The sequence below is a fragment of the Armatimonadota bacterium genome (assembly GCA_022563855.1).
Lineage (GTDB): Bacteria > Armatimonadota > Fimbriimonadia > Fimbriimonadales > Fimbriimonadaceae > JADFMN01.
Map to the genome: position 1 here is coordinate 219,904 of JADFMN010000002.1, position 22,429 is coordinate 242,332.

A 22,429-nucleotide genomic window follows, 5' to 3' on the forward strand; every position below is an offset into this window, starting at 1 on the left:
CCGGCAACGGCGAACCGCCTGAGCCAGGAGAACCAATATGTCAACAGTAGAAAAAGACAAGATCAGACGGAACGTGCGCGAGGACTACGCGAATATCGCAACGGACGGAGGAGCGTGCTGCGATTCGAGTTGCTGCAGTCCAGACGGCATGGGGTACACGGCCGACGACAGGGCGTCTGTGCCCGACGGCGCCGATTTGGGACTTGGATGCGGCAACCCACAGGCGATCGCATCGCTCAAACCCGGCGAGACAGTAATCGACCTGGGCAGCGGGGGCGGCTTCGACTGCTTTCTGGCGGCGCGCGCTGTCGGCGAAACTGGCCGCGTGATCGGCGTGGACATGACCCCGGAGATGGTATCGAAGGCTCGCGAAAACGCCGTTCGAGCTGAGGCGAACAACGTCGAGTTCCGTCTTGGCGAGATCGAGAACTTGCCTGTCGCCGACGACACCGCAGACGTCGTGATGTCGAACTGCGTCATCAACCTGTCGCCCGATAAATCCCGCGTGTTCGACGAAGCGCTTCGCGTGCTGAAACCCGGAGGCCGGCTGGCGATCTACGACCTGATCGCGATCGCGCCGCTGCCAAAAGAACTGAAAGACGACCGCAGACTATATTCGGCCTGCATCGCCGGAGCGATCAACCGCGAGCAGATCGAAGGGCTGTTGTCGCAGTCGGGGTTTACGCAGATCAAGATCACGCCAGCGAACGACTCCTGGTGCGGCGAGACGCAGCACGTCGTCTCCGCCAGCATCGAGGCCGTCAAGCCGTAGGTAACCTCTTACTTCGGAGCAACAACGTCCTTCGTGTAGCTAGCTTGAACCGCCGGTAGCACGAAGGATGCCGTTTTCAAGCCAGACGTGAGCGATATTCTTCGCCGCGCAAGACGACTTGCTGTGCACAACTTGCTCTAGGAACAGTACCGCTGTCTCCTGATCCCCGATTCTATTTGCATACCACGCGAGCGCCAAGGTTGCTTCTGTCCACGCGTGCTCAACTTGGTATTTAGGATCCGATTCGCACAGCACGGTCGTAACAATGTCGATGTCGCCCGAGCGAATACGGGCGAGTGCTTGAACAGACTCGTTATCTGGCAGCGAGCAAGCGCTGAGGACCTGCTGGACCGGCGAGGCCCGGACTTCTTCTGCCTCACTGCAGTTGCCGCAACCCGACCGGTAGGCGCCCTGCGAAGCTTGAAGAGCCGCTGCGGACTTTGCGAACTCTCCCTCGAAGGCATAGATCCGGGAAAGAAGGTTTTGAGTATCCACCAGAGCGATGGAGTTCCGACCCCCCCAAAAGTAGATAGGACCGTCCTTCGGATTTCGAGCTGACTCCATCCATTCGACGATCTCAAGGCACAAATCCCTGCTCTCTTCGATCTTGCCCGCAAAGAACAGCAACTGCGCTCTGCCCGCCTGAAACTGTTGCACTGTGTCCCAGTCCCAGGGGTACGTTTGAGGCAGCGGCGTTGGGAGCATTTCCTCTAACTTCTTGGCGATCACTTCGGCTTCTTCCCATTCGTGGTCGCTGACCGCTCTACGGATCAGGGCAAACTGTTGGTCCCAGCCGTCGGGTGTCACGTAATAGCCGTTGTCGTCCCATCGGACTGATCTCACTGCGTTTTCGAAATCGGTCTTGACCTTCCTGCTGCGGCCGGTCTCAATATGTGAATCACCGGATGCGAGAACTTCGTCCGCCAGCCATTTGCTGAGGTCTTCAATGTTCTCTTCGAATCCCCTGCTTTGGTGTGCGGCGTACTGTAGGCCCTCTGGCTTGTCATCGACTTTGACTGGGCGCTCACCCTCGTATTCGCGCTTTGCCAAGATATCAGGACGTTGTCGTTGGCAGCCAAACGCAGCCACACCCAGGATACAGGCACACAGTGCAATTCCGACAACGACTTTCCTTCTTACGTGCCCGTTTCTCATGTCCTAGTCCGGTATCTCAATCCTAGAAGTGTGTGCCTGTAGTATACGGCAGGGTTCAGTCTGTTCAGCAATTATCTATGGATCTCTTCTGCCCGAAGCGCCTCCAGCACCGTTTCGCTTGTCGTCTCGCGCGAGCCTAGTTGAAACCGAACACCTCGCCGATCGCCTCGAGTACGTTGACGTAGAAGTTCCCGCCGACCTCGCGGATGATTTCAAACGGCAGGTCGGGCGCTCCGAAGAAAGGCCGCACAGTCCAGCCGAGTTGGCTGCCGACGAACGCGAAAAGGAAGATCCAAAGGATCAAGATACGCCTGCGCGCCTTCTTGTCGCCCGCGTCCTGATCGGTGAGCGCGAGCATCCCCCGATGGAAGAACGTCACGCCGAACAGAGCGGTCGCAGCGAGTATCGAGACGTTTAGCAGCTTGAAGAACTGGTAGTGATCCGCGGTCATCAGAAAGAACGCCGTGATAGGCGCGAAGCCGAGAAGAAGCACGCCGGTTATGGCGAGGGTGCCCAGGATGACCATCACGTGTTGGGCGAGGTTCTGCTTCGCCCCGAAGAGCAGGTTGAGGACGTACAGCGCCGGCAGACAGATCGCGGCCGTCAGCACGTAGAGGATGGGCAGCTTGACCGCTGCGCTGAGGGCTTGCCCCCAGCCGGAGTACCCGCCCATGAGCGCGCCGTAAATCGCGAAGTACAGGGAAGCGGACAGAAGAAGCGACAGGTTCCTCTGCCACAGGTTCTCGACGTTCTTGACTTCGTCAAAGAAGCCTGCCCTGTCCTGGAGAATTCGAAAAGGAGCCCCTAGATCCACCATAGTTTTACACCACCCTACCTAACACGGATAAATTTCGATGCGTTCCCAGCATCGCCAGTACTTGGAGACCGGTTCCCTCCCTCCTCCGAGGGGGAGGGTTAGGGAGAGGGGGTGAACTGACGAAGTCCTTTCGTCTTTCCCAACGGGGTGCCGACGGCGGAAGGCAAATCGGAAGGGACCCTCCTCCCTCCACACTCGAAGTGTGGAGGGTGCTGTCCAGCACAGCCTGTTGTTGGGAGATTCCACTTGACTTCGAGTCTAGAGTCATGATGAGCACCGAAGCTACATGGCTGCCCCGCACGGGCATCGAGACAACCATGCCACACATGCGCCCGTCAATCGCAAATTAAGCGGAAAGGACTTTCATTGATTGGACCCCTCACCCATCCGCGTCGAACTCTCCACCGGAGAGTTCTTTGGCGGACCCTCCTCTCAAGGGGAGAGGGGACCGTCTGCACTCAGCACCCGGCACTCAGTACTCTGCCCTCACTTGTGGATCGCCGTGCCGTGGGTCTCCTCGAACGCCAATGGCCAGGTCTAGCGGACAACTCCTTACTGTGGTGTCAGAGAAACTTCCGCCGAAGTCGCATAGAGGGGAAGCCAGACAATCGCCAGTTTCCGAGCCTCGCAAGACTCAATATTCGATGATGCCGCTTGCTCCAAAAAGTGCCTTGCTCGCGCTTCGTCGCCCTCTCTGATCGCGATCTCCGCGAGGGCAAAGGATGCTTCGGCCCAAGCGTGATCTCGCTGCCAGTCTGTTGTGTCTCCATTCAGGCTGGACTCGGTGAGCAGAATGTCGCCCAGCCTAATTGACTGGAGGGCGCGAACAGCGTCCGCCTTCGGGAGCAGTGCTGCCTGCCAGACCTGCTTGATCGGCGAGTTCCATATTTCCTCGCCTTCTTCACAGTTTCCGCAGCCGCTCCAACTCGCGTTCGCCGATTTATCGAGGAGTTCGAGTGCCTCGGAGTAGTCGCCGCGCCTGGCGCTGATCCTGGCGAGCAGCATCTCGGCATCCTCCACTGCATAAGAACCTCCCCAGTAAGACTCCTCGGACTCAAGCCGCTTTGAGACGGACTTGCATATCTCTTCGCTGTAGTCCGTCTGTCCTGCAAAGAACAGCAGCTCCGCGCGCGCTGACTGGAACGACTCCTTCGTGTCCAAGTTCCAAGGGTACTCGTCGGGCATCGGATTTGGGAGCATGTCTTCCAAGGCCGCAACATAGTTGGCGGCAAGGCTCCACTCGCGGCCATTGATGGCCTCGCGCATTTTCGCGACTATACCGTCCCATTCGGCAGGCTTTCCGGGCTCCGTAAGGTCGTCGCGGGTCGGGTCGAACCATGCGCTGCGCAGTTCTTGCTCGATCAGCGTTGTCGTTAATTCGTCAGTGATGTCCACCGGCCTGTCTGCGCTCGTTTTCACTGCCAAGTCGTCCTCTTCCGTGCCGTTCATGAGAACAACCGACACAAGCGTTCCTAGGAAAATGATCGAAATGGCTGCGATAACGGCGACTTTCTTTCCGTCAATAATTGATCTCATCGTCTTGCTCCTGATTGCCCCCGTCGCTATGTGTTTACAGTATAGGGGACGGTTTAGAGTTTCTGCGAGTTCATTTGTGAATCGCCAGGCCGTGGGCGTCTTCGAACGCCTCCAGCACGGCCTCGCTCATCGTCGGGTGGGCGTGGATCATCTCGGCCATGTAGTCGAGCGTCGCTTCGAGCTTGATCGCGGCGACGCCCTCGTGGATCATGTCGGTGACGTGCGAGCCGATCATGTGGACGCCAAGAACCTCGCCGTACTTCTTGTCGCAAACGACCTTGACGAATCCGTCGATGTGTGCGCTGGCCATCGCTTTGCCGAGCGTGCGGAAGTTGGATTTGCCGATCGTAACGTCGAACCCCTTGGTCCTTGCCTCCTCCTCGGTCAGGCCGACTGAAGCGACCTCGGGGACGGTGTAGACGCAGTTCGGCACGGCGTTGTACTCCATCTCGCGGCTTTCGCCTTTGACGATGTTGGTCGCCACCCGGATGCCTTCGGCGCTGGCGACGTGCGCGAGCTGGATGCGTCCGGTGACGTCGCCGATCGCATAGACGTTCGGCGCGTGCGTCTTCAGCGTGTCGTCGACGACCTCGACGCCGCCCTTGTGCAGCTTCACGCCGATCTTCTCGAGGTCCATGCCGTCGGTGCACGCCTTGCGCCCGACGCCGAGCAGGATCACCTCGACCTCGGTCACCTCGGTCTTGCCGTCGGCGGTGACGTGGCACTTCCAGCCCTTCTTGGTCTTCACGACCTTGTCGAGCGAGGCGCTGACCTTGACGGTGTTGCCCTGGCGGGCCATGAGCTTGGTCAGCTCCTTGCCGAGGTCGGCGTCCATCATCGGGATGAGGCTCGGCAGCATCTCCACGATCGTCACCTCTGTGCCGAGCCCGTTGAAGACGTAGCCGAACTCGACCCCGACCGCCCCGCCGCCGAGCACGAGCATGCTCTTCGGCACGTAGGGCGCGGTGACAGCGTCGTCGCTGGTCCAGATTCCTTCGTCGCGGCCGCCCTTCAGCCCCGGGATCTTGAGAATGATGACGCTCGACCCCATCGCCAGGATGAAGTTCTTGGCGCGAAGCTTCGTCTTCTTGCCATCCTTCTCGACCTCGACGGTGTTGCCGTCGATGAACTTCGCGAACCCTTCGACGTGTGTGATCTTGTTCTTCTTGAAGAGGAACCCGACGCCGCTGCGCAGGGTTTCGACGATCTTGTCGCGCCGGTCGGAGTAAGCCTGGAAGTCGATCTCGACCTCGCCCTTCACGATCACGCCGAGCTTGGCGGCGTTCTTGACGTCGTTGAGGCGCTCGACGCCCGCGATCATCACCTTGCTCGGGATGCACCCCCAGTTCAGGCAGGTACCTCCGAGATACTCCTTCTCGACGACGGTCACGCTTGCGCCGAGTTGGGCGGCGCGGATGGCGGCGACGTATCCGCCGGGGCCAGCTCCGATCACGATGATGTCTGCGTCAAAGTTGTCTTTGGCCATGAGGTTCCTGCTGTGTTTTGGTGCCTAGTGAACGATGTGTCAAGGCTAGTGAATGCGATCGGACAGTAGGCGTTTGAACTGCGCCATGTTACCTGTGGGGGTGCCACGAATCTACCGACGTGCCCAGCCCTGCCAGAGACTTGATCGACGTAATTCTTGGCTTTCTGCGGACAAAGCAATCTTGGATTCGATCATGGAAGCAGTATAATTCCGTCCGGTGTATCCGAGGAACGCCGGATGATGTTTGGGCCAGCCGGATTGTTGCCGTCAAGTCGTGAGGCGCGGTCTTGCGGCAACCTTGTTTTCAGCACCGATCAAAGGCGGTGGATATGAAGTGTCCTGACGACGTTGGCGGCGATAGCGCAGCCCGTGGGTTGCACGTGAGGTTCGGCGAGGGTTCAGCACTCGGCTCCTTCGTGATGGATTCAGACGGGCAGTTCATCAAAGTCGACGACGTGTTCTCGGGCATGCTAGGAGTGCGTCTGGACGATCTGGACGGCCACGATTGGATGGCAAACCTCACCCCCGAAGACCGAGCATCGGTCAGCACAGCCATTCAAGACGGTTTGGCAGCTCGCAAACCGTTCGCCGTAGAGTTCGACGGTTCCATAGGAGACGGCGCTGCTATAGCATGCTGCCTTCGCGCAGCCCCCATCTTCAACGGAGAGGAGTTTATCGGTTTCGCCGGAACGGTTGAGGACCTGACGGAGCGACGCCAACTCGAACTGGCCTGCGAACAGGCGCGTCTTCAGGCGGACGAGGCCAACCTTGAGAAGAGCAGGTTGTTGGCGCAGGTCGGCAGGGAGTTCCGCACTCGGCTCAATACGATGCTCGGGTTTGCACAAGTGTTGGAGATGGAGGCTGCGACCGACCGTCAGCGGGACTTCGTCGAGAAGATTCGTCGTGCGGGGAGCTATCTGCTGTCGCTCATCGATGGAGTCGTGGATCTCGGTAAGATCGAGTCGCAAACGCTGGACCTGCGAGCCGAGCCCGTGTTGCTCAGCACTGCGATTCAAGAGGTTACGGACGCCATAAAACCGTTGGCCCACGAGCGCGCAGTGCGGATCGACGTTGGGGTTGATTCGCTCAAGGGCATCTACGTCGCGGCTGACCGGCGGAGACTGCGACAAGTGCTGATCACGATCTTGGAAAACGCCGTAAAGTACAACAAGCTGGAAGGCACAGTCAAGATCAGTGGCGAGGTCGACCTTTCCGGAACCTACAAACTGTCGATCTCTGACACCGGCGTCGGCATTCCCGCGGACAAAGTCGCGAAGCTGTTCACACCGTTTGAACGACTTGGCTCAGACTCTAGCTCAGATGCCGGCACCGGCCTTAGCCTCGCCATCTCCTCGCGGCTCGTGAACGCGATGGATGGAACGCTTGAGGTCGATTCGGTGGAGGGTACAGGTTCAACGTTTACGCTCGGTCTAAGATGCATAGATGGCACATCGGCGTTCAAGGACGACGATGAGACGCGTCTAGAGCAGCTCTACTTCGACGGTGAGCCGGCAGCAACGAAGATCCTGTTGATCGAAGATGACGAGCTGAACATTCGACTGATCGAGACGATCTTCCAGCGCCATAGCAGTTGCAAACTTCAAGTGGCTATGACCGGGGTTCTAGGCCTCGAACTTGCCTTGACTGAGCGTCCAGACGTGATCCTGCTGGACGTGAACCTTCCGGACGTATCCGGCACCGGACTGATCGAGAAGCTTCGGGCCGAGCGGTCTTTGACAGAGACGGCGATCATCGTGATCAGCGCGGATGCGGCGGAGAAACAGATCAAGAAGTTCCTTGATTCCGGAGCAGACCAGTACCTTACCAAGCCGATCGTCGTCTCTGAATTGCTGCGTGCGATCGAGGCGCAGTTGCAACCGACTTAGCGCATGATCAATGTTCCAGACAGTCTGAAGAGCATGTGCGTCTTCGTCATCGACGACGAGGCGACGAACAGATTGCTCCTGGAGCGGTTTCTGATGGAGGCGGGTTTTAACAACATCGTCTGCATCGGCGACCCTAACCAGGTCATCGAAATGATGACTGAGACAACCCCAGACATCGTCATTCTCGATCTCCACATGCCGGGGCGCGACGGCTTTTCGCTGCTGCAGGAGATTCGCGAGCGGCACCCGGCCTGGAACCAGATTCCGATCCTGGTGTTCACGGCTGACGTGAACCGGGAGACCCGTCAGAAGGCGCTGGACATGGGGGCGAACGATTTTCTCGCGAAACCCGGCGACGCGGTTGAGATCGCCTTGCGCGTGCGCAATTTCCTTCGCACGAGGCAGCTGTACCTCGAGCTGGAGCGGCACAGCCTCGACCTCGAGGCGAAGGTCCAGGAGAGAACTTTAGAGCTGTCCAGAGCGACGGAGGACTCCTTGTGGCGCCTCGCGCGCGCATCGGAGTATCGGGACGACACCACTGGGGAGCACACTTTGCGCGTCGGCGTGCTGTCAGCGTTCATCGCCGATGAGCTCGGCATGAGCCGCGAGGAAGTCGAGATGATCCGTCGAGCAGCGCCGCTTCACGATATCGGAAAGATCGGGATTCCTGACAGCATCCTGCTCAAGCGCGGCAAGCTCAGCGATGACGAGATGGACGTGGTGAAATCGCACGTCAAGATCGGCGTCGGCCTGCTTGCTGGCAGCAGCTCCAATCTGATGCGACTCGCCGCGACCATAGCGGGCACCCACCATGAAAAGTGGGACGGGACCGGGTATCCCAACCGGGTTGTTGGCGAGGAGATTCCTATCGTGGGGCGAATCGTAGCGGTGGCCGACGTTTTCGACGCGCTCACCCACGACCGACCTTACAAAAACGCCTGGTCGCGCGAGGATGCAGTCAAAGAAATCAGGAGGCTCTCTGGCACACACTTCGATCCTCGCGTGGCAGACGCGTTCAGCCGCGTAGTCGGCAAATTCGCCGAAGAGATGTTGGTCTAGTCTAGCGGACGATGACCTCGAAGACCGCAGTGTCGAACGCGTCCCGGCCCGTCTGACCAGTGTGGCGCCTCGCCCCATCTCCGTCTATGCCGTCCGGGCCGACAGAGTAGACGAGCAGCCTCGCCCCATCCGCTTTGTAGCGCAAGCGCTTTCCAAACGGGTCGTCCAACGAAGTGCCCCCGTACTCTGCGGCCTCGGCGAGCGTGGGCCATTCTCCGTTGCGCGCCCTCATGATCGTCGCGGCGACACCGATGCTCATCGATCTGAGGTGAGCGCGCTGTTTATCCTCTACTTCCTGATGACTGTCCAGAAAGGGCAGAACGACCAGTGCGACGATCTTCGCCAGCGTTTCCCCGTAGCCCGAACCTTTGGCTCCAAGCTCGTCTTGGATGTCTTGGTATGTCGCAGCGAGCTGTTCTCGATCTTGCCATACCTCTGCGCAGCGGACAAAGAGGCTTACGAGGTAACGCTCGATATCGTCGCCGTGCGACTCGATCCTGGCGACATCGAACGGGTTTGGGGGAGTAATCGATCCGCTCAGCGACGTATCTGTGAAAGTATCCAGGCTCATGTCGCCTCTTCTGACGTAGCGGAATGAGCTTATCGCAAATGCGATCTCGCTGCGGATCGTGTCAAAGTCCTCTGGCTCGGCGATCGCGGCGAGCTCGTCCAAGATCAGCTGTAGCTCTTCTGGCTGGCTGACAAGCTCATTCGCGATCTGCTCAGTTGTTATTGCGACGATCGCAAGGTTCGAAATGCGCGTCAGTTGTGAGAGAGACATGCCGTACTGGCTCATGTGTTCTTGCAGGGTCGCAATGCGGCGGAAGTCGTGTGCTGCCTCGCTTGTTCGGCCATCCTGCACGCGGTAGAGGGCACGGGCGCACAACGCTCTCGTCATGTCTCTCGATTGGCTGATTTCTGGCAAGAGCCATTCCATTGTCTTCGACCAGTCGCGGTTCAGCACAAAGTTAGGGCGCGAGGCGATCTTCTCGACACCGGGGAAGTCCAGGCCGTCAAGAATCGTCGCTACTGCGTCTCGGTCGGATTCACCCCTCAAGTACTCGAGCAGCGGATTCCTCGTCTCCCAAGTGTAGTTAAATCCGAACTCCTCGTACAGCGGAGCCGCGTCCGTACCTTCCGGGACGGAGCGCTGGCTGAGGTAGGTCAGGTCTGTGTAGAGCCCGAGCGCCTTCGCACGGACGTATGGGTCGGAGGCGGCCGATGCGCCCGACTTCGGGCTGGAGCAGCCGACAACGACAAATACGACGCTCGCGAACAGTGCGATTCCCTTCACTGCAAGATACTACCGGTTTGCGGACAGTCAGGTTGCTAAGCGATCGTGACGTCTTCGCACAGATACACGTCCTGGATCGCGTTCAGCAACTGCACGCCTTCCGCCATCGGCTTCTGGAACGCCTTTCGCCCGGAGATGAGCCCCATGCCGCCAGCCCGCTTGTTGATGACCGCGGTCATGACCGCGTCTTGAAGGTCGTTGCTTCCGCTGGCCCCACCCGAGTTGATCATCCCCGCGCGACCCATGTAGCAGTTAGCGAGTTGGTAGCGCGTCAAATCGATTGGGTGGTCGGTCGTCAGCTCCGTGTAAATCCGTTCGTCGAGCTTGCCGTAGCTGGAATCGCCGGTGTTCAGCGCCTTGAATCCTGCGTTGCAGTCGGGCAGCTTCTGTTTGATGATGTCAGCCTCGATCGTGACGCCGAGGTGGTTCGCCTGCCCGGTCATGTCAGCCGCCCCGTGATAGTCTTTGTCCTTCTTGAACGCGCTGTTGCGCAGGTAGCACCAGAGCACAGTCACCATGCCGAGTTCGTGCGCCATGGCGAACGCCTGACTCACGTCCACGATCTGCCTCCCCGATTCCTGTGACCCGAAGTAGATGGTCGCTCCGACTGCGACCGCGCCCATGTCCCAGGCTTGCTCTACTTGCGCGAACATGATCTGGTCGAAGTCGTTCGGGTACGTCATCAACTCGTTGTGGTTGAGCTTGACGATGAACGGAATCCTGTGCGCGTACTTTCTCGACACCGATCCCAGCACGCCCAGAGTCGACGCGATCGCGTTGCAGCCGCCTTCCATCGCCAGCCGAACCAAGTTCTCCGGATCGAAGTACTCGGGGTTGGGTGCGAAGCTGGCGCCGGCGCTGTGCTCGATCCCTTGATCGACAGGCAGGATGCTCAGGTACCCCGTCCCGGCCAGGCGGCCATGGTCGAAGAGTTGCGCAAAGCTGCGAAGGGTCTGGTTGTTTCGGTCGCTAGCGGCAACGACCTGATTGATGAAATCCGGCCCGGGCAGGTGCAGAGAACTCTTATCGATCGTTTTGCAGCGGTGCGTTAAGAGGTCGGCAGCGTCCGCCCCCAAGATCGCCTCGACACTTGACTTGCCAGCAGTTGAAATCGTGGCCATTGTTTACTCCGGTTGGCGTCTGGGCTCCACCCGTATTTTGGCACGATGCGCTCCTTCAACCAGGGCGTTCGCTCAGATTGCCCAATTTCCCTCGAATCTGCAACGTCCGACGCGGTTCGCCTGGTAGCTACTGTGGGATGGTGTGGGCCACCCGGAGGATGTGTCTGTGCGTTTCTTAATGCGACTTTTAATCGTGCCCTTGGCAATGGCGGCCAGCCTCAGCGCTGGCCAGTCGAACGTTGAAGCTGGCCAGGAGCTGACGGTTGAGATGGCTCTAGCGCTGGCAAGGGCGAACAACGGCGTAGTCAGGGCGGCGTTCCTGAACTACCAGGCGGCTAGATCGAACGCCCTCATCGCGGGCTCGGCGTACTGGCCGACGGTCATTCCGAGCTTCCAGTACGACACGAATCGGCTGAACGCCTACACCGGCCCGTCTGTCGGAGCGTTCGACTCGGTGACCTCCGCCGCGATGCTCACCGCCAATTGGCAGATCGTCGACAGCGGAGAGCGCAGCGCGAACTACAGTCGCGCTACTGCCTCGAGAGACTCAAGTGAGTTCAACGCACTGCGCACGCTCCGAACAACGCTGTTCGACGTGCATCGCAGCTTTTACGACGCTCTTCGCGCCGACGAGCTGTTGCAGGTCAGGAACGCGCAGTTGGAGAGGGCGGAAGGGATTCTAAAGCAGACCGAGGCGTTCGTCGAGGCTGGCGCGTCGGCGAGGAAGGACACGTTGCAGGCCAAGGCGGACGCGCTGAACGCGAAGGCGACCGAGCTGGCTGCGCGCAATCGCGTCACGACTTCCCGAGCGGAGTTGAAGGCGATCGTGGGCATTCCAAGAGACCAGCAGCTGCCGTCTCTGCAAAGCACAGATCCATCCGAGGTCGAGCGTTTTGCCACGGGCCTTGTCGACGAGATCGAGTTCGGCCTGGCGAACCGCGCTGATCTGATGTCTCGAAGAAAGGACGTGGCGGCTGCTCGGTCGAGCGTTCGGCTGGCGCGGGTTCTGACCGGCGTTACTTGGAGCCTCGATGCGCGGCACGTACGGGCGTTCTCCCCAGACCCGTTCGACCAGTCGTTCCTCATTCTCCAGGCGTCGTTCCCGCTGTTCGACGGCCAGCGCTCCCGGGAGGCTCTGCGCGCCAGCAAATTGGGAATGGAAGCGACCGAGGAGCTGCTGACCCAGGCTGAGCGCAACGTAGTAGCTGAGATCGAATCATCGTACAAGGAGTTCGATCAGAACATCGATCGGCTGGGGGCGTCGAAGCTCGCGCTGGAGGCTGCGCTCATTAACTATCAAGCGGTGTTCGAATCCCGCAAGGCAGGGGCGTCAGAACTGATCGAGCTGCTGACGGCTCAGGTGAGCCTGACGACAGCCGAGTCGAATTACATCGAAGCGTATTACGACACGCTTATTTCGCAGGTCCAGCTCCGACTGGCGACCGGGCGAGGAATGCCAGGAGAGGAATCGCAGTGAGCGACCAGCAGCAAGTCGTCAGCGAGACCAGGAACCTGTGCAAGGACTACGTCATGGGCGATATGGTCGTGCACGCTCTCCGAGACGTTAGCCTGAAGATCATGAGAGGCGATTTCGTTGCCATCATGGGCCCGTCCGGTTCCGGCAAGTCCACGTTCATGAACATGGCCGGATTTCTTGATCGCGCAACGAGCGGCGAGGTGTTCGTCGACGGCATATCGGTCAAGGGCGCGACGGAGAACGAACTCGCGGAGATGCGCAACCGGTACATCGGGTTCGTGTTTCAGTCCTTCAACCTCTTGCCGAGGACGACCGCGCTGAAGAATGTCGAGCTACCGCTGCTGTACGCCAGCGTTAACAATCGAACTGAACGGGCCAAGGCTGCTATTGAAAGGGTCGGACTTACGTCTCGCATCAAACACAGGCCGGGCGAACTGTCGGGCGGTGAGCAGCAGCGGGTGGCGATCGCGCGGGCGATCGTCAACGACCCGCTGATAATCTTTGCCGACGAACCGACGGGAAACCTCGACACCCGCACATCGGCCGAGATCATGGCGCTGTTCCAAGAATTAAACGACCAGGGGAAGACGATCGTAGTGGTCACGCACGAGGCGGATATAGCCGGGCACTGCAAGCGAATCATTCGGTTTAAAGACGGGCGAATCGAGTCGGATACGCTCGTAGAGAGCCCGACCAGCGCCATGGATACCCTCGCTGGACTGCCGGAAGAAGAGACCGTCGCGTGAGCTGGCCATGGGGATAATCCTGTCCGGCTGTCGTACGCTTTCGCAGCTTTGTCATCAGAGCAGTCAAGCCATCGTCACCTAGGTCATCGCGTTTTACGGCGCTTGAGACGATGATTATAAGCAAGACTCATGAAGATCGGACGCTTAGCATTCACAGCCCTCGGCCTCATCCTCGTAGGAATAGGTTTCGTCGGCGTGTTTCTTCCCGGATTGCCGACGACGATCTTCATGATCTTGGCCCTGTACTGCTTCAAGAAGGGCAGCGCCCGTTGGGAGGCTTGGCTCTTGAAAAACAAGGTGTTCGGGCCGACGCTGATGGACTGGGAGCAGAACAAGGCGATCAAGCGGAGAACGAAAGTGATCGCCGTCACGACGATGTGGGTTTTCGCTGGCGCGTCGATCTTCATGATCGGCAACGTGTGGGCGACCCTGGCGATCGTTGGGGCGTGTGCCTGGGCGACCTGGTACATCATCAGTCGCAAGACGGCTGCGCCATCGAGCGCTAGCTCAACGCCGACCGATCCTCACCGATTGATCGCGTAGGATACCTGCGGCGCACGTGCTCCCTAGAACGCAATGCCCACTTGTAGCCGTCTCAGCTCTCTGGTCGTGTACTGTTTCCCATCGAGAGTGAACGTTCGCGTCCCGATCGTTTGAGTGTATCCCGGAAACATCGACAGCACAAACCCCTGGCTAGCTTTCAACAGATCGTAGTCTGCCAGTCCGAATCTTCGTTGAAGCAGTTTGAAAATTGTCGGGTACGCCTCGACGATGTCATGCATGGCAACGCGCTCTGGGAGCCTGACCAACTCAATGTCCGAGATTCTGGCCAACCGCTTGGCCAGTTCCTTGATGTCGTCATCGAGGCTTCCGGCTTGATCGGTCGCCCGACGCAACTGGCGCAAGTGCAGCAGGACGTCGATCGTGGATTGGAAAGTATCCAGGTCGTAGGAGCCGCTCACGAACACGCGCGCATCAAGAACCCTGCCGTCTATACGGAAGCTTTGATCGAACGTCTTGTTAGCGGCAATGAGCAGTTCGCCAACCGTGACCACTTTCCCGGTGCCGTAGTCCAGCGCGCGCCCGTGAACGGCGTGGGTCACGTCTGGTTGTGTGGACGGCAATCCACGGGCAGGATCCTCGGGGTAACCTTTTTTCGCCGGGGCCATCCAATCGTACGAATCCGTTGTGCGCCCATCTTTCAACGTGACAGTGAACTTAGCGAGCGAGTCAAGCCTGAGCAGCGTCGTTCCTGCAGTTTCAAGGAACGCCTCAAGCGTCTCGCGCGGGTAGGGGTTAAACGACGTTGTCTTCGAACCCCTCCAGTTCAACGCGTTCCGCAGCAATTGGGCCTGCTTTTCCTGGGGTAGCTCGCCGATCGTCAGGGTTCCATCGACGGCTCGCCGCAGTTCGTCATCTGTGAGCGAGCGGAGCAAATCCATTGTGTCCCGGCGACCAGTGTCCAGTCGGCTCTTGAATTTGCGCTCCGGTCGGGTCATGAGCTGGACGCCGTCAATCTCGATCCACTGCCGATCCAGGCTGGCTGACAACACCGCCAGCGTCCACCTCGCGCCCGCCTCTTTCTTGATCTCGAACCCGTGTACTCTCTCCGGCAAGTCGATCATCATTGCAAGGTCGAAAGTCTGAGCGATCGCGGTCAGGGTGCTTTCCCCTTCAGACGAGGCGCGGTTTCCCTCTGCCGGCGGCGTCTGCGAGCTGCCGAACGAAACGCAACCGGCGATCAGCACCGCAACCATAAGCTGTAGTCGAGTCATCATCACTCTTTCCGGGCTGGGCTCACATATCCAACTCTTGCAGAGTATGGCTGGATGGGCGGTGCCGACGCCCAGTCTGCGCGCTCCTCGTCTATGAACCGCCACATCATCCCGTGGTCGATGCCGCCTGGAAGGCCGACCCTCGGCCCCGTCAGGACGCCCTTGACTGGAGCCTCGGCGACGAGATAGTGGCTGGAGCTTTCGTCGAGAAGATCGATTCCCGTGTGTTCGCCCGTCACGGCTAGCGCAGCGCCGATTTTTCCTGGGCCGGAGAGGAGGTCTTTGTCCGTCTTCGCCTTAGGCCGGCGCTGCCGAATCTTGCCTTCGCCGGTCACGACCGTCGCAGCGCGAATCAGCACCGCGCCCGGCACGCCATCTGGCTGGCACGTGACGTTGAACAGCCAGTGCATCCCGTAGTTGAAGTACACGTACGCGTGTCCGGCGGGGCCGAACATCACGCTGTTCCTCGGAGTCACGCCCCTGTGCGCGTGGCTGTTCGGGTCTTCCGATCCGCCGTACGCCTCTGCCTCGACGATTCTGATTCTGCAGTCCGGGGCGACGATCTCACAGCCCAGCAATCGCTTCGCGCAATCGGTGACGTGCGACTTTGTCAGGAACTGCCGGAGCTCGCCTGGCGACATGGGAGTTTCGAGTGTATCTGACTGACACATCTTAGGGAGGGCGAGCGTCCTCACGAGCCGCACATGCCACCCTCAATTTAGAACACGGACAGACCCTTCGGGCCTGACTGTGGCACAAGCAACCTCCTACGACCTACCGGACTTCATTTTCAGTCTTTCTTCTCTCATAAAGTCACCCTTGGCGATCAGTTCGTCAATCTTCGGGGCAGCGAAGATTGTCGCGACACTCACGGCGAAGAATGCAATAACCGCTATCTGCCTTTCTGCTGATACACTTGCAGAACCGAGCCAATAGAAAATGTGAGATTGAGGGTCGATTGGGAAGAGCAGGAGGCAGACGCTGGCCAGCACTGATCCGACAGATGCTGCGGCAGTGATAAACGCGGCTATTCGAATTCCTGCGGCTAATGGACGAGTAGTACCGCTAATGAGCCATCGGCAGAGGTCGTCAGTCAGTACCCAGAGAATGCCGGCTAGGGACAGACAACCGACCATGTACCAATACGCTGCCGTATCCCTAGCCGCAAACGAGATTCCTTCAGGATTGACGAATCCCAGGAAACTCGTCGACGTTAGGCCGACTGCAGCCACAACCGATAGAGCGGCGAGCATCCGAATGATTGCACGAAGAAGGACATTCAATCTCATCGTGTCAGCCACCCTGACACCCTGCGCGCATACACAACCATCAATACGCCTGCCAATGAAAGTAGCAAGCCGTAAACTACATGCACTTCGAGTACTTGTTTTAAGTTAAAGTTGCTGATCGAAGATTGGCTGATTGCTGAGAAGACTGCGTGAGAAAAGTAGCGCAGGAAAAGCAATGTTCCGCCTCCTGCTACGATAGCGATCACGACTATTTCAGGATCGGCTTCAACTTCGCGTTCAGAATCTGAGCTAGGCGCGAACTTGGCACTGAAAACCCAAAGCGCAATCGACATCAGGAACAACGAAATTGCGATAACGATGCGGATTACGTCTAGCTCCGGATATCCGCTGGTGTCGAATCGTTTTGATAGAGCATACGTTTGGGCAGCTTGGAACGCGTAGTCAAGCGCTCTCGTGAAAATGATCGCAGCAGTCATTCTTGCGGCAATACGGCCCCAGTCGATACCCTTCACAGTAACAACACCACGCTAGAAGGTTAGCATAGGTTGTTACGCTTCGTCCCATTCGAGCACTTCGCCGTCCGGAACGGGCGCTAGCTCTTCTGAAGTGGTGAACATCACTTCGACCTGTCCGACATCCAGCAGGACTTCGCGGGGACGTTTGGTCCGCACCCTGGTCCGCAGCCATTTGGCCCGCCGAGCGGTTGGCGTTCGGGGGTTTGTTCGGATTGGTTCGGGTTTGTCCTCGGGACTCGGAACTCGGAACTTGGGATTCCCTATGGAGGGTCGTTCTCCTGGGCGACCTCGGCTTTCGCATCTAACATACCGCCGGTTTTGCACAGTGCGCCCGAAATCGATGTAGGCGCATCCATTAGGTTGTGTCCGGACTCGTTGGGCAGTGATATCAATTCGGAGCGCGTGGCGAGCGCGCAAGCTAATGCATGCGGCTACTTCCCAATGGAGGACGTGCAACCCTCCAAGCGGGACACGGACAATCAGAGCAAGTAACGGCTTAGCTACGGCTCGCTGCCGATCTTCTTGATTCCTAGTGCCTCGTGGAACAGCACGGCAGCGACGACGATGCTGATGGCGGCGGCGAAGACGACCTCTCCAGCCCCGTCAAATTCCATCCATCGGTCTCTGTACAGCTCGCCGACTTTGGTCTCAAAGTATGCGTACGCCGGCAACACTCCAAGAGCCCGTGCGGCAAGAAACACAGCAGCGATCCTGAACCCGACGATCTTCGCAGTGGCGTTAACCGTGAAAATCGCAGATGCGATGTTGCTCGCGAAGATCCAAAGCACTCCAGCGACGAGCAACTGGCAGTTGAACTTGATCAGGAGAGCGTTCCGATAAACGTCCGGCTCTATATCGTGGAGCATCGCGGATAACTCGTGCATCGGGTACGTATCCAAAACGCCCAGCGAACGAAAGAGCATATAGATCGCGAGGGCTCGAATCATGGCGAACGTCAGGGCATAGAAGTTCACTTCTGAGTCCTGCCGAGGATGACCGACGGGAATATGATCAGGGCACCGCCGAGGAGAGCTGCTACGACGTAGAGAATGAACGTCGGATTGATAGCAAACCAGTGCCATTCCGCACCAGTTCTCGTAGCGATGTAGAAAATCGAGGCGGTAGCTTTACCGCCATAGAATACGAGGAACCACAGGCCAGCGCACATCACGATGGCGCGTGCCGCAAAAACGCTGTCCGGCGCGCCGTTGATTTCTACCTTTGCGGACGGCGGAACGAGGTAGACGGCCCCTATCCACAAGAGGACGCAGATCGTGAGCAACGCCACTGCGTAAACTGCTGCAGGCCACGTGGGAACGCGATAGTCGGGAGAATCGATCATGCTAATCATCCCTGTCAGTCTTCCTATGAAAGCTGCAAACAGCGCAACAGCAAGTAGACGGGCCATGATACGGCCCCAGTCGATACCCTTCATCAATCCAACACCTACGCTAACAGAGTAGCACAGGTATTACGCTTCGTCCCACTCAAGCAACTCGCCGTCAGGTACGGGTGCGAGCTCTGCCCCAGGGGTGAACATCACTTCGACCTGGCCGAAGTCGAGCAGGACTTCGCGCGGGCGCGGGCCGTCTCGTTTGCCGACGATGTTGCGCTCTTCCATCATGTCCAGCAGGCGCGAGGCGCGTTGGAAGCCGATCGAGAACTTGCGCTGCATCATCGAGGTCGATGCCTGCTTGCGGTCGACGACCCAGCGCACAGCCTCTTCCCAGAGCGGATCTTCGTCCTCCTGCTGGCGCATCCTGCCCTCCTTCTCTTCGATTGCGAACTTGACCGGGGTCAGAACGTACTGCGGTTTCTCCTGCGCCCGCCAATGGTCGCAGACCGCCCTCATCTCCTTTTCGCTGGTGTAGCAACCTTGGATTCGCTTCGGTTTGGCGGCGTCGATCGGCAGGAAGAGCATGTCGCCGCGACCGATGAGCTTTTCGGCGCCCGGTTGGTCGATGATCGTGCGCGAGTCGATCTGCGAAGCCATTGCGAAAGCGATGCGCGAGCTGACGTTCGCCTTGATCGTGCCGGTGATGACGTCGACGCTCGGCCGCTGCGTTGCGATGACGAGATGAATGCCGGTCGCGCGCGCGAGCTGCGCCAGCCGACAGATGCACGTCTCGACATCGGCGGCGGCCTGCATCATCAGGTCGGCCAGTTCGTCGATGATCACGACGATGTACGGCATCTTCTCGTCCTCGCCGACCGCGGAGTTCCAGCCTTCGATGTTCCTCACGCCGCGCTCGCTGAACGTGTCGTACCGTCGATCCATCTCTCGCCAGACCGCGCGCAAAGTGCCCGGCGCTTCCTTGGCGCTCGTCACGATCGGGCACATGAGGTGGGGAAGCCCTTCAAATACCGTTAGCTCGACCCGCTTCGGATCGATCATGACCAGCCGCAGCTCCTTCGGCGAGTGCTGGAGGATCAGCGACATGATGATGCCCATCAGACAGATCGACTTGCCGCTGTTCGTGGAGCCGCCGATCAGCAGATGCGGCATGCGCGCAAGGTCCGTATACACTTCCACGCCGGAAACGTCCTTTCCCAAGGCGAGTGTGAGCTTGGACTTTTGATCGTGGAACTCCAAGCTCTCTGCCATCTCCTTTAGGCTGACGATGCTTCGGTGTTTGGTCGGAACTTCGACGCCTATCGCGTTCTTGCCGGGGATCGGCGCCTCGACCCGAACATGGCTCGCAGCGAGGTTCATGGCGATGTTGTCGGCGAGCCCGGTGATCCGGTTCACGCGCACTCCGGGGCCTACCTGGATTTCAAACCTGGTGATCGTCGGCCCGGTCGCGACCTCTGAAACGGTGGCATCGATGCCGAACTGCTCGAGCGTGGCTTCGAGCGTTTCGATGTTCACCTGAATCTCCTTCGGGGACTTCTTGCCGGCAGGCTGTACGTCTTCAAGAAGCGATAGCGGAGGCAGCGTATAGCCAGCCTTCGGCCCTGCGGAACCCCCCGACATCTCGACGACAGCATGCTTCTTCGCCTTCTTCGGTTTCGGTATTGCGATGACGCTCTGTGTTTCCTCCTCAGATTCCGCAGCTTCGCGACTAACGATCTCAGCTCGTTTCTTGCGAGCCTTGCGCCCAGACATCGACTTCGGCACTGAATCCTTTCCGGCGCGACTGGCGATCCTGTTTTTGACGCTCGCAAAGATCGTGCGCAGCGGAGCGTCCAAACAGAGGACGAAACCGATCAAGAGCAGCGCGACGATGCCGATCGTGCTGCCGCCGGCGAGCAGGCGGTGCAAACCCCACGCAACGGTCGCGCCGATGTAACCTCCTGTGGCCTGCACCGTCTCTGGGTCGAAGAAGTCGTTTGATATCGGGCGGGCTATCGCACCGACACAACCCAGGAACATGAGCGACGCGCCCCAGGAAATTCGAGCGGTTCCAACGGACACTTTCCCAGCCAAGAACGCAACCCCGGCGATCGCGAGCGCAAGAGGAACCGCCCAGGCGCCCGTGCCAAAAAGCGTTCGGAAGAAGGTGGCGAGCGAGTCGCCCAGTAAGCCGCCGTTGCCAGCCCAAAGCGCGACGAAGACGATAGCTGAAATCGCGAGGAGACCGATGCCCGTCGCATCGTAGGTCCGATGTGGCGTATCGGCTTCTATTTTCCGTACGGCGGCGCTCTTTGAGGAGCGTGTTGAGGTCGTCGGCATCCTGCTGTCTTACGCACCCATCCTTGGGTCGCAGCCTATAGTATATCCGTTTCTACAGGTTTGCAGGGTCGAGTGTTGCAATATCGCTGGTTTCCAGGGTCTCGCGGGGCCTGCCTACCTGATTGAGGCGAGAAGGCCCAGGGAAGCCATACAAAGCCACAGCGCAGACCCGCCGTAGCTGATGAACGGCAGCCACAGACCCACTACCGGCATCAGCGCCAGATTCATGCCGAGGTTTACGAACGTGTGGAACACGAGGTAGCCCAGCACCCCCGAAGCGGCCAATCGCGTGAACAAGGTGGGCGCAAGAAAGGCGACTCGCCATGCGCTGTAGAAGAACAGGCCGAACACGGAAAGCGTGATGAGACAGCCGATTAAACCGCCCTCCTCTCCGATGACGGTCAGTATAAAGTCGGTCTGTTGTTCAGGGATGTAGCCACCGGCTTTTTGACCCCCGCGCAAGTACCCCTCGCCCGTGACCTTTCCGCCTGCAATTGCAATGAGCGCTCTGTGCTGTTGGTATCCGCTGACTTGCGGATCCGGTCGGATGAAGCCGATGACGCGCTCGCGTTGGTAATCCATCAGTACCCCCGGCGCGTTCCAAGTGACCAGCCCAAGCGTGATCGATCCGACGAAAAGCACGACGAAGTACTTCCATGGAACGCCTGCGACGATACTGATGATCAGCCAGATCGCGATTAGCGTCATCACGCCGCCCAGGTGCGGCTGTTTGAACACAAGCAGCATCGGTGGCAGCACGTGCAGGAACGACAGGGCGAAGACCCACAGTTTCTTCACGGATTCGAACCGGTTCGCGTAGAAGCTGGCAAGGGTCAGGGCTAAGAGGAGCTTGCTCAGTTCGCTCGGTTGGAACTGAATCGGTCCGATGCCCAGCCAACGCTGCGAACCACCGGAACTCGCTCCGATTACAAGGACCGCCATGAGCAGCAGCAGGTTCACGGCGTACAGAATCCACGACGCCTTATGCCACACGGCCGGGTTCACCCGCCAGAAGACGAAGAATGGGATCAACCCGATAGTTGCCAAAATCAGCTGTCGTGGGAAGAAGCCGCTTGAGCCAGCGTCATCGATGCTGAAAAGCGCAGTCAGACCGATAACGACTAGGATCGCCGCAGAGATAATGAGCCAGGGGTCTACCGCAGGTCTGAGGCCTGTGTCACCAGGTGCGAAAGGGCGTCTCGCTTCGACCGAGCGGCTCATGGCCCATCGTCTTGATCGATAGGCCTTGGCTCTCTCGCAACATCGAAATCGAACTCGCGCCTCACAATTCCATGCTTCGGTGCGACCCAGAACTTCATTTTGCGCACGGCCGGCTCCGCTGAATCGACGTCGGTGCTCAGTTCAATCGTGATGACGATCGTCTCATAATGCCCGCCGGCGAGATTGAGCGTTTCAGTCCCTGTCGTTACCGTCGCCGTCGCATCCCGCGTCTTTCCAGCAAATGTCGACTCCCCCTTCCAACTCCATGCGTCGCCCACCGTGAAAGGAAATCGAGCCAGCGGGATGGCCGGTTCATACGACTCATCTGGTGTTCCTGCGAATCGGAAGGACTTATCGTCGTACTGGTAGTACTCGATGTCAATCTCATACTCGTCGGTCAACTTAAGCACGAATTCGACTGTGCCCTTTCCGTGCCGCGCGGTCAGTGACGCAGGCATCACGATTCCCGCAATAATGATGTTGGCCTCGTCGTACGGCGCCTGCGCCAAATTGAGGTCGCTCACTTTCGCATATTTGGCGCCGCTGCCAGAAGCGATTGTCTTGACCGATTGGCTGCAACGGCTGATGACGATCACACTGAGCGACACCGCGACTGCACCTAAGATCAAAGAGCGATTCATAGATT

General features: G+C 58.9%; 21 protein-coding genes. 6 read left to right on the top strand and 15 right to left on the bottom strand.

Going from position 1 to position 22,429, the window contains the following annotated elements; translation table 11 throughout:
• The first annotated feature begins 37 nt into the window (after positions 1 to 37).
• Positions 38 to 772, top strand: a complete 735-nt coding sequence (gene arsM, locus IH944_03425) for an arsenite methyltransferase (protein MCH7903599.1) — start codon at positions 38 to 40, stop codon at positions 770 to 772.
• Between the two features lie 39 nt (positions 773 to 811).
• On the opposite strand, the gene IH944_03430 is transcribed toward arsM, so the two are convergent.
• The 4 genes from IH944_03430 to lpdA all read right to left on the bottom strand — a co-directional run bounded on the left by IH944_03430 (position 812) and on the right by lpdA (position 5,766).
• Entirely contained in the window at positions 812 to 1,822 is a 1,011-nt protein-coding gene (locus tag IH944_03430) for a hypothetical protein (GenBank protein ID MCH7903600.1), read from the bottom strand.
• A gap of 241 nt (positions 1,823 to 2,063) precedes the next feature.
• Positions 2,064 to 2,744: an actin-binding WH2 domain-containing protein gene (locus tag IH944_03435; GenBank protein MCH7903601.1), complete on the bottom strand. Its 681-nt coding sequence runs from the start codon at positions 2,742 to 2,744 to the stop codon at positions 2,064 to 2,066.
• Positions 2,745 to 3,296: 552 nt separating this feature from the next.
• Positions 3,297 to 4,280, bottom strand: coding sequence for a hypothetical protein (locus IH944_03440; protein MCH7903602.1), 984 nt, complete (start codon positions 4,278 to 4,280; stop codon positions 3,297 to 3,299).
• A 70-nt stretch (positions 4,281 to 4,350) separates the two neighbouring features.
• Complete coding sequence (lpdA, locus tag IH944_03445) at positions 4,351 to 5,766, bottom strand: dihydrolipoyl dehydrogenase (GenBank protein MCH7903603.1); 1,416 nt, start codon at positions 5,764 to 5,766, stop codon at positions 4,351 to 4,353.
• A 329-nt stretch (positions 5,767 to 6,095) separates the two neighbouring features.
• Between lpdA and IH944_03450 the strand changes: the two genes are divergently transcribed.
• Complete coding sequence (locus IH944_03450) at positions 6,096 to 7,652, top strand: response regulator (GenBank protein ID MCH7903604.1); 1,557 nt, start codon at positions 6,096 to 6,098, stop codon at positions 7,650 to 7,652.
• A 3-nt stretch (positions 7,653 to 7,655) separates the two neighbouring features.
• On the top strand, positions 7,656 to 8,711 hold the full coding sequence (locus tag IH944_03455) for a response regulator (GenBank protein ID MCH7903605.1): 1,056 nt from the start codon (positions 7,656 to 7,658) through the stop codon (positions 8,709 to 8,711).
• Between the two features lies 1 nt (position 8,712).
• Here IH944_03455 and IH944_03460 read toward each other — a convergent pair whose 3' ends face one another.
• On the bottom strand, positions 8,713 to 10,005 hold the full coding sequence (locus tag IH944_03460; GenBank protein ID MCH7903606.1) for a hypothetical protein: 1,293 nt from the start codon (positions 10,003 to 10,005) through the stop codon (positions 8,713 to 8,715).
• Between the two features lie 35 nt (positions 10,006 to 10,040).
• Complete coding sequence (locus tag IH944_03465; protein MCH7903607.1) at positions 10,041 to 11,126, bottom strand: class I fructose-bisphosphate aldolase; 1,086 nt, start codon at positions 11,124 to 11,126, stop codon at positions 10,041 to 10,043.
• Positions 11,127 to 11,331: 205 nt separating this feature from the next.
• Here IH944_03465 and IH944_03470 point away from each other — a divergent pair, with 205 nt between their 5' ends.
• The 3 genes from IH944_03470 (at position 11,332) to IH944_03480 (ending at position 13,892) form a co-directional block, all read left to right on the top strand.
• Complete coding sequence (locus IH944_03470) at positions 11,332 to 12,603, top strand: TolC family protein (GenBank protein MCH7903608.1); 1,272 nt, start codon at positions 11,332 to 11,334, stop codon at positions 12,601 to 12,603.
• A gap of 53 nt (positions 12,604 to 12,656) precedes the next feature.
• Positions 12,657 to 13,349 (top strand): ABC transporter ATP-binding protein, encoded by a 693-nt coding sequence (locus IH944_03475; GenBank protein MCH7903609.1) that lies wholly within the window; start codon positions 12,657 to 12,659, stop codon positions 13,347 to 13,349.
• A gap of 129 nt (positions 13,350 to 13,478) precedes the next feature.
• A complete protein-coding gene (locus tag IH944_03480) occupies positions 13,479 to 13,892 on the top strand; it encodes a YbaN family protein (protein MCH7903610.1) in 414 nt (137 codons plus the stop codon).
• Between the two features lie 23 nt (positions 13,893 to 13,915).
• Here IH944_03480 and IH944_03485 read toward each other — a convergent pair whose 3' ends face one another.
• The 9 genes from IH944_03485 to IH944_03525 form a co-directional block, all read right to left on the bottom strand.
• On the bottom strand, positions 13,916 to 15,127 hold the full coding sequence (locus IH944_03485; GenBank protein ID MCH7903611.1) for a hypothetical protein: 1,212 nt from the start codon (positions 15,125 to 15,127) through the stop codon (positions 13,916 to 13,918).
• Positions 15,127 to 15,765, bottom strand: a complete 639-nt coding sequence (locus tag IH944_03490) for a DNA-3-methyladenine glycosylase (protein ID MCH7903612.1) — start codon at positions 15,763 to 15,765, stop codon at positions 15,127 to 15,129. The genes IH944_03485 and IH944_03490 overlap by 1 nt, the downstream gene beginning before the upstream one ends.
• A 126-nt stretch (positions 15,766 to 15,891) precedes the next feature.
• Positions 15,892 to 16,377 carry a hypothetical protein gene (locus IH944_03495; protein ID MCH7903613.1) on the bottom strand — a complete coding sequence of 162 codons (486 nt, stop codon included), beginning with the start codon at positions 16,375 to 16,377 and terminating at the stop codon, positions 15,892 to 15,894.
• Positions 16,378 to 16,409: 32 nt separating this feature from the next.
• On the bottom strand, positions 16,410 to 16,886 hold the full coding sequence (locus IH944_03500) for a hypothetical protein (protein ID MCH7903614.1): 477 nt from the start codon (positions 16,884 to 16,886) through the stop codon (positions 16,410 to 16,412).
• Positions 16,887 to 17,389: 503 nt separating this feature from the next.
• Entirely contained in the window at positions 17,390 to 17,863 is a 474-nt protein-coding gene (locus tag IH944_03505) for a hypothetical protein (GenBank protein MCH7903615.1), read from the bottom strand.
• On the bottom strand, positions 17,860 to 18,324 hold the full coding sequence (locus IH944_03510; GenBank protein ID MCH7903616.1) for a hypothetical protein: 465 nt from the start codon (positions 18,322 to 18,324) through the stop codon (positions 17,860 to 17,862). The genes IH944_03505 and IH944_03510 overlap by 4 nt, the downstream gene beginning before the upstream one ends.
• Positions 18,325 to 18,360: 36 nt before the next feature.
• On the bottom strand, positions 18,361 to 20,562 hold the full coding sequence (locus tag IH944_03515; protein ID MCH7903617.1) for a DNA translocase FtsK 4TM domain-containing protein: 2,202 nt from the start codon (positions 20,560 to 20,562) through the stop codon (positions 18,361 to 18,363).
• A gap of 114 nt (positions 20,563 to 20,676) precedes the next feature.
• Complete coding sequence (locus IH944_03520; protein ID MCH7903618.1) at positions 20,677 to 21,783, bottom strand: rod shape-determining protein RodA; 1,107 nt, start codon at positions 21,781 to 21,783, stop codon at positions 20,677 to 20,679.
• Complete coding sequence (locus tag IH944_03525; protein ID MCH7903619.1) at positions 21,780 to 22,424, bottom strand: hypothetical protein; 645 nt, start codon at positions 22,422 to 22,424, stop codon at positions 21,780 to 21,782. Before IH944_03525 ends, IH944_03520 begins: the two co-directional genes overlap by 4 nt.
• Positions 22,425 to 22,429 lie beyond the last annotated feature (5 nt).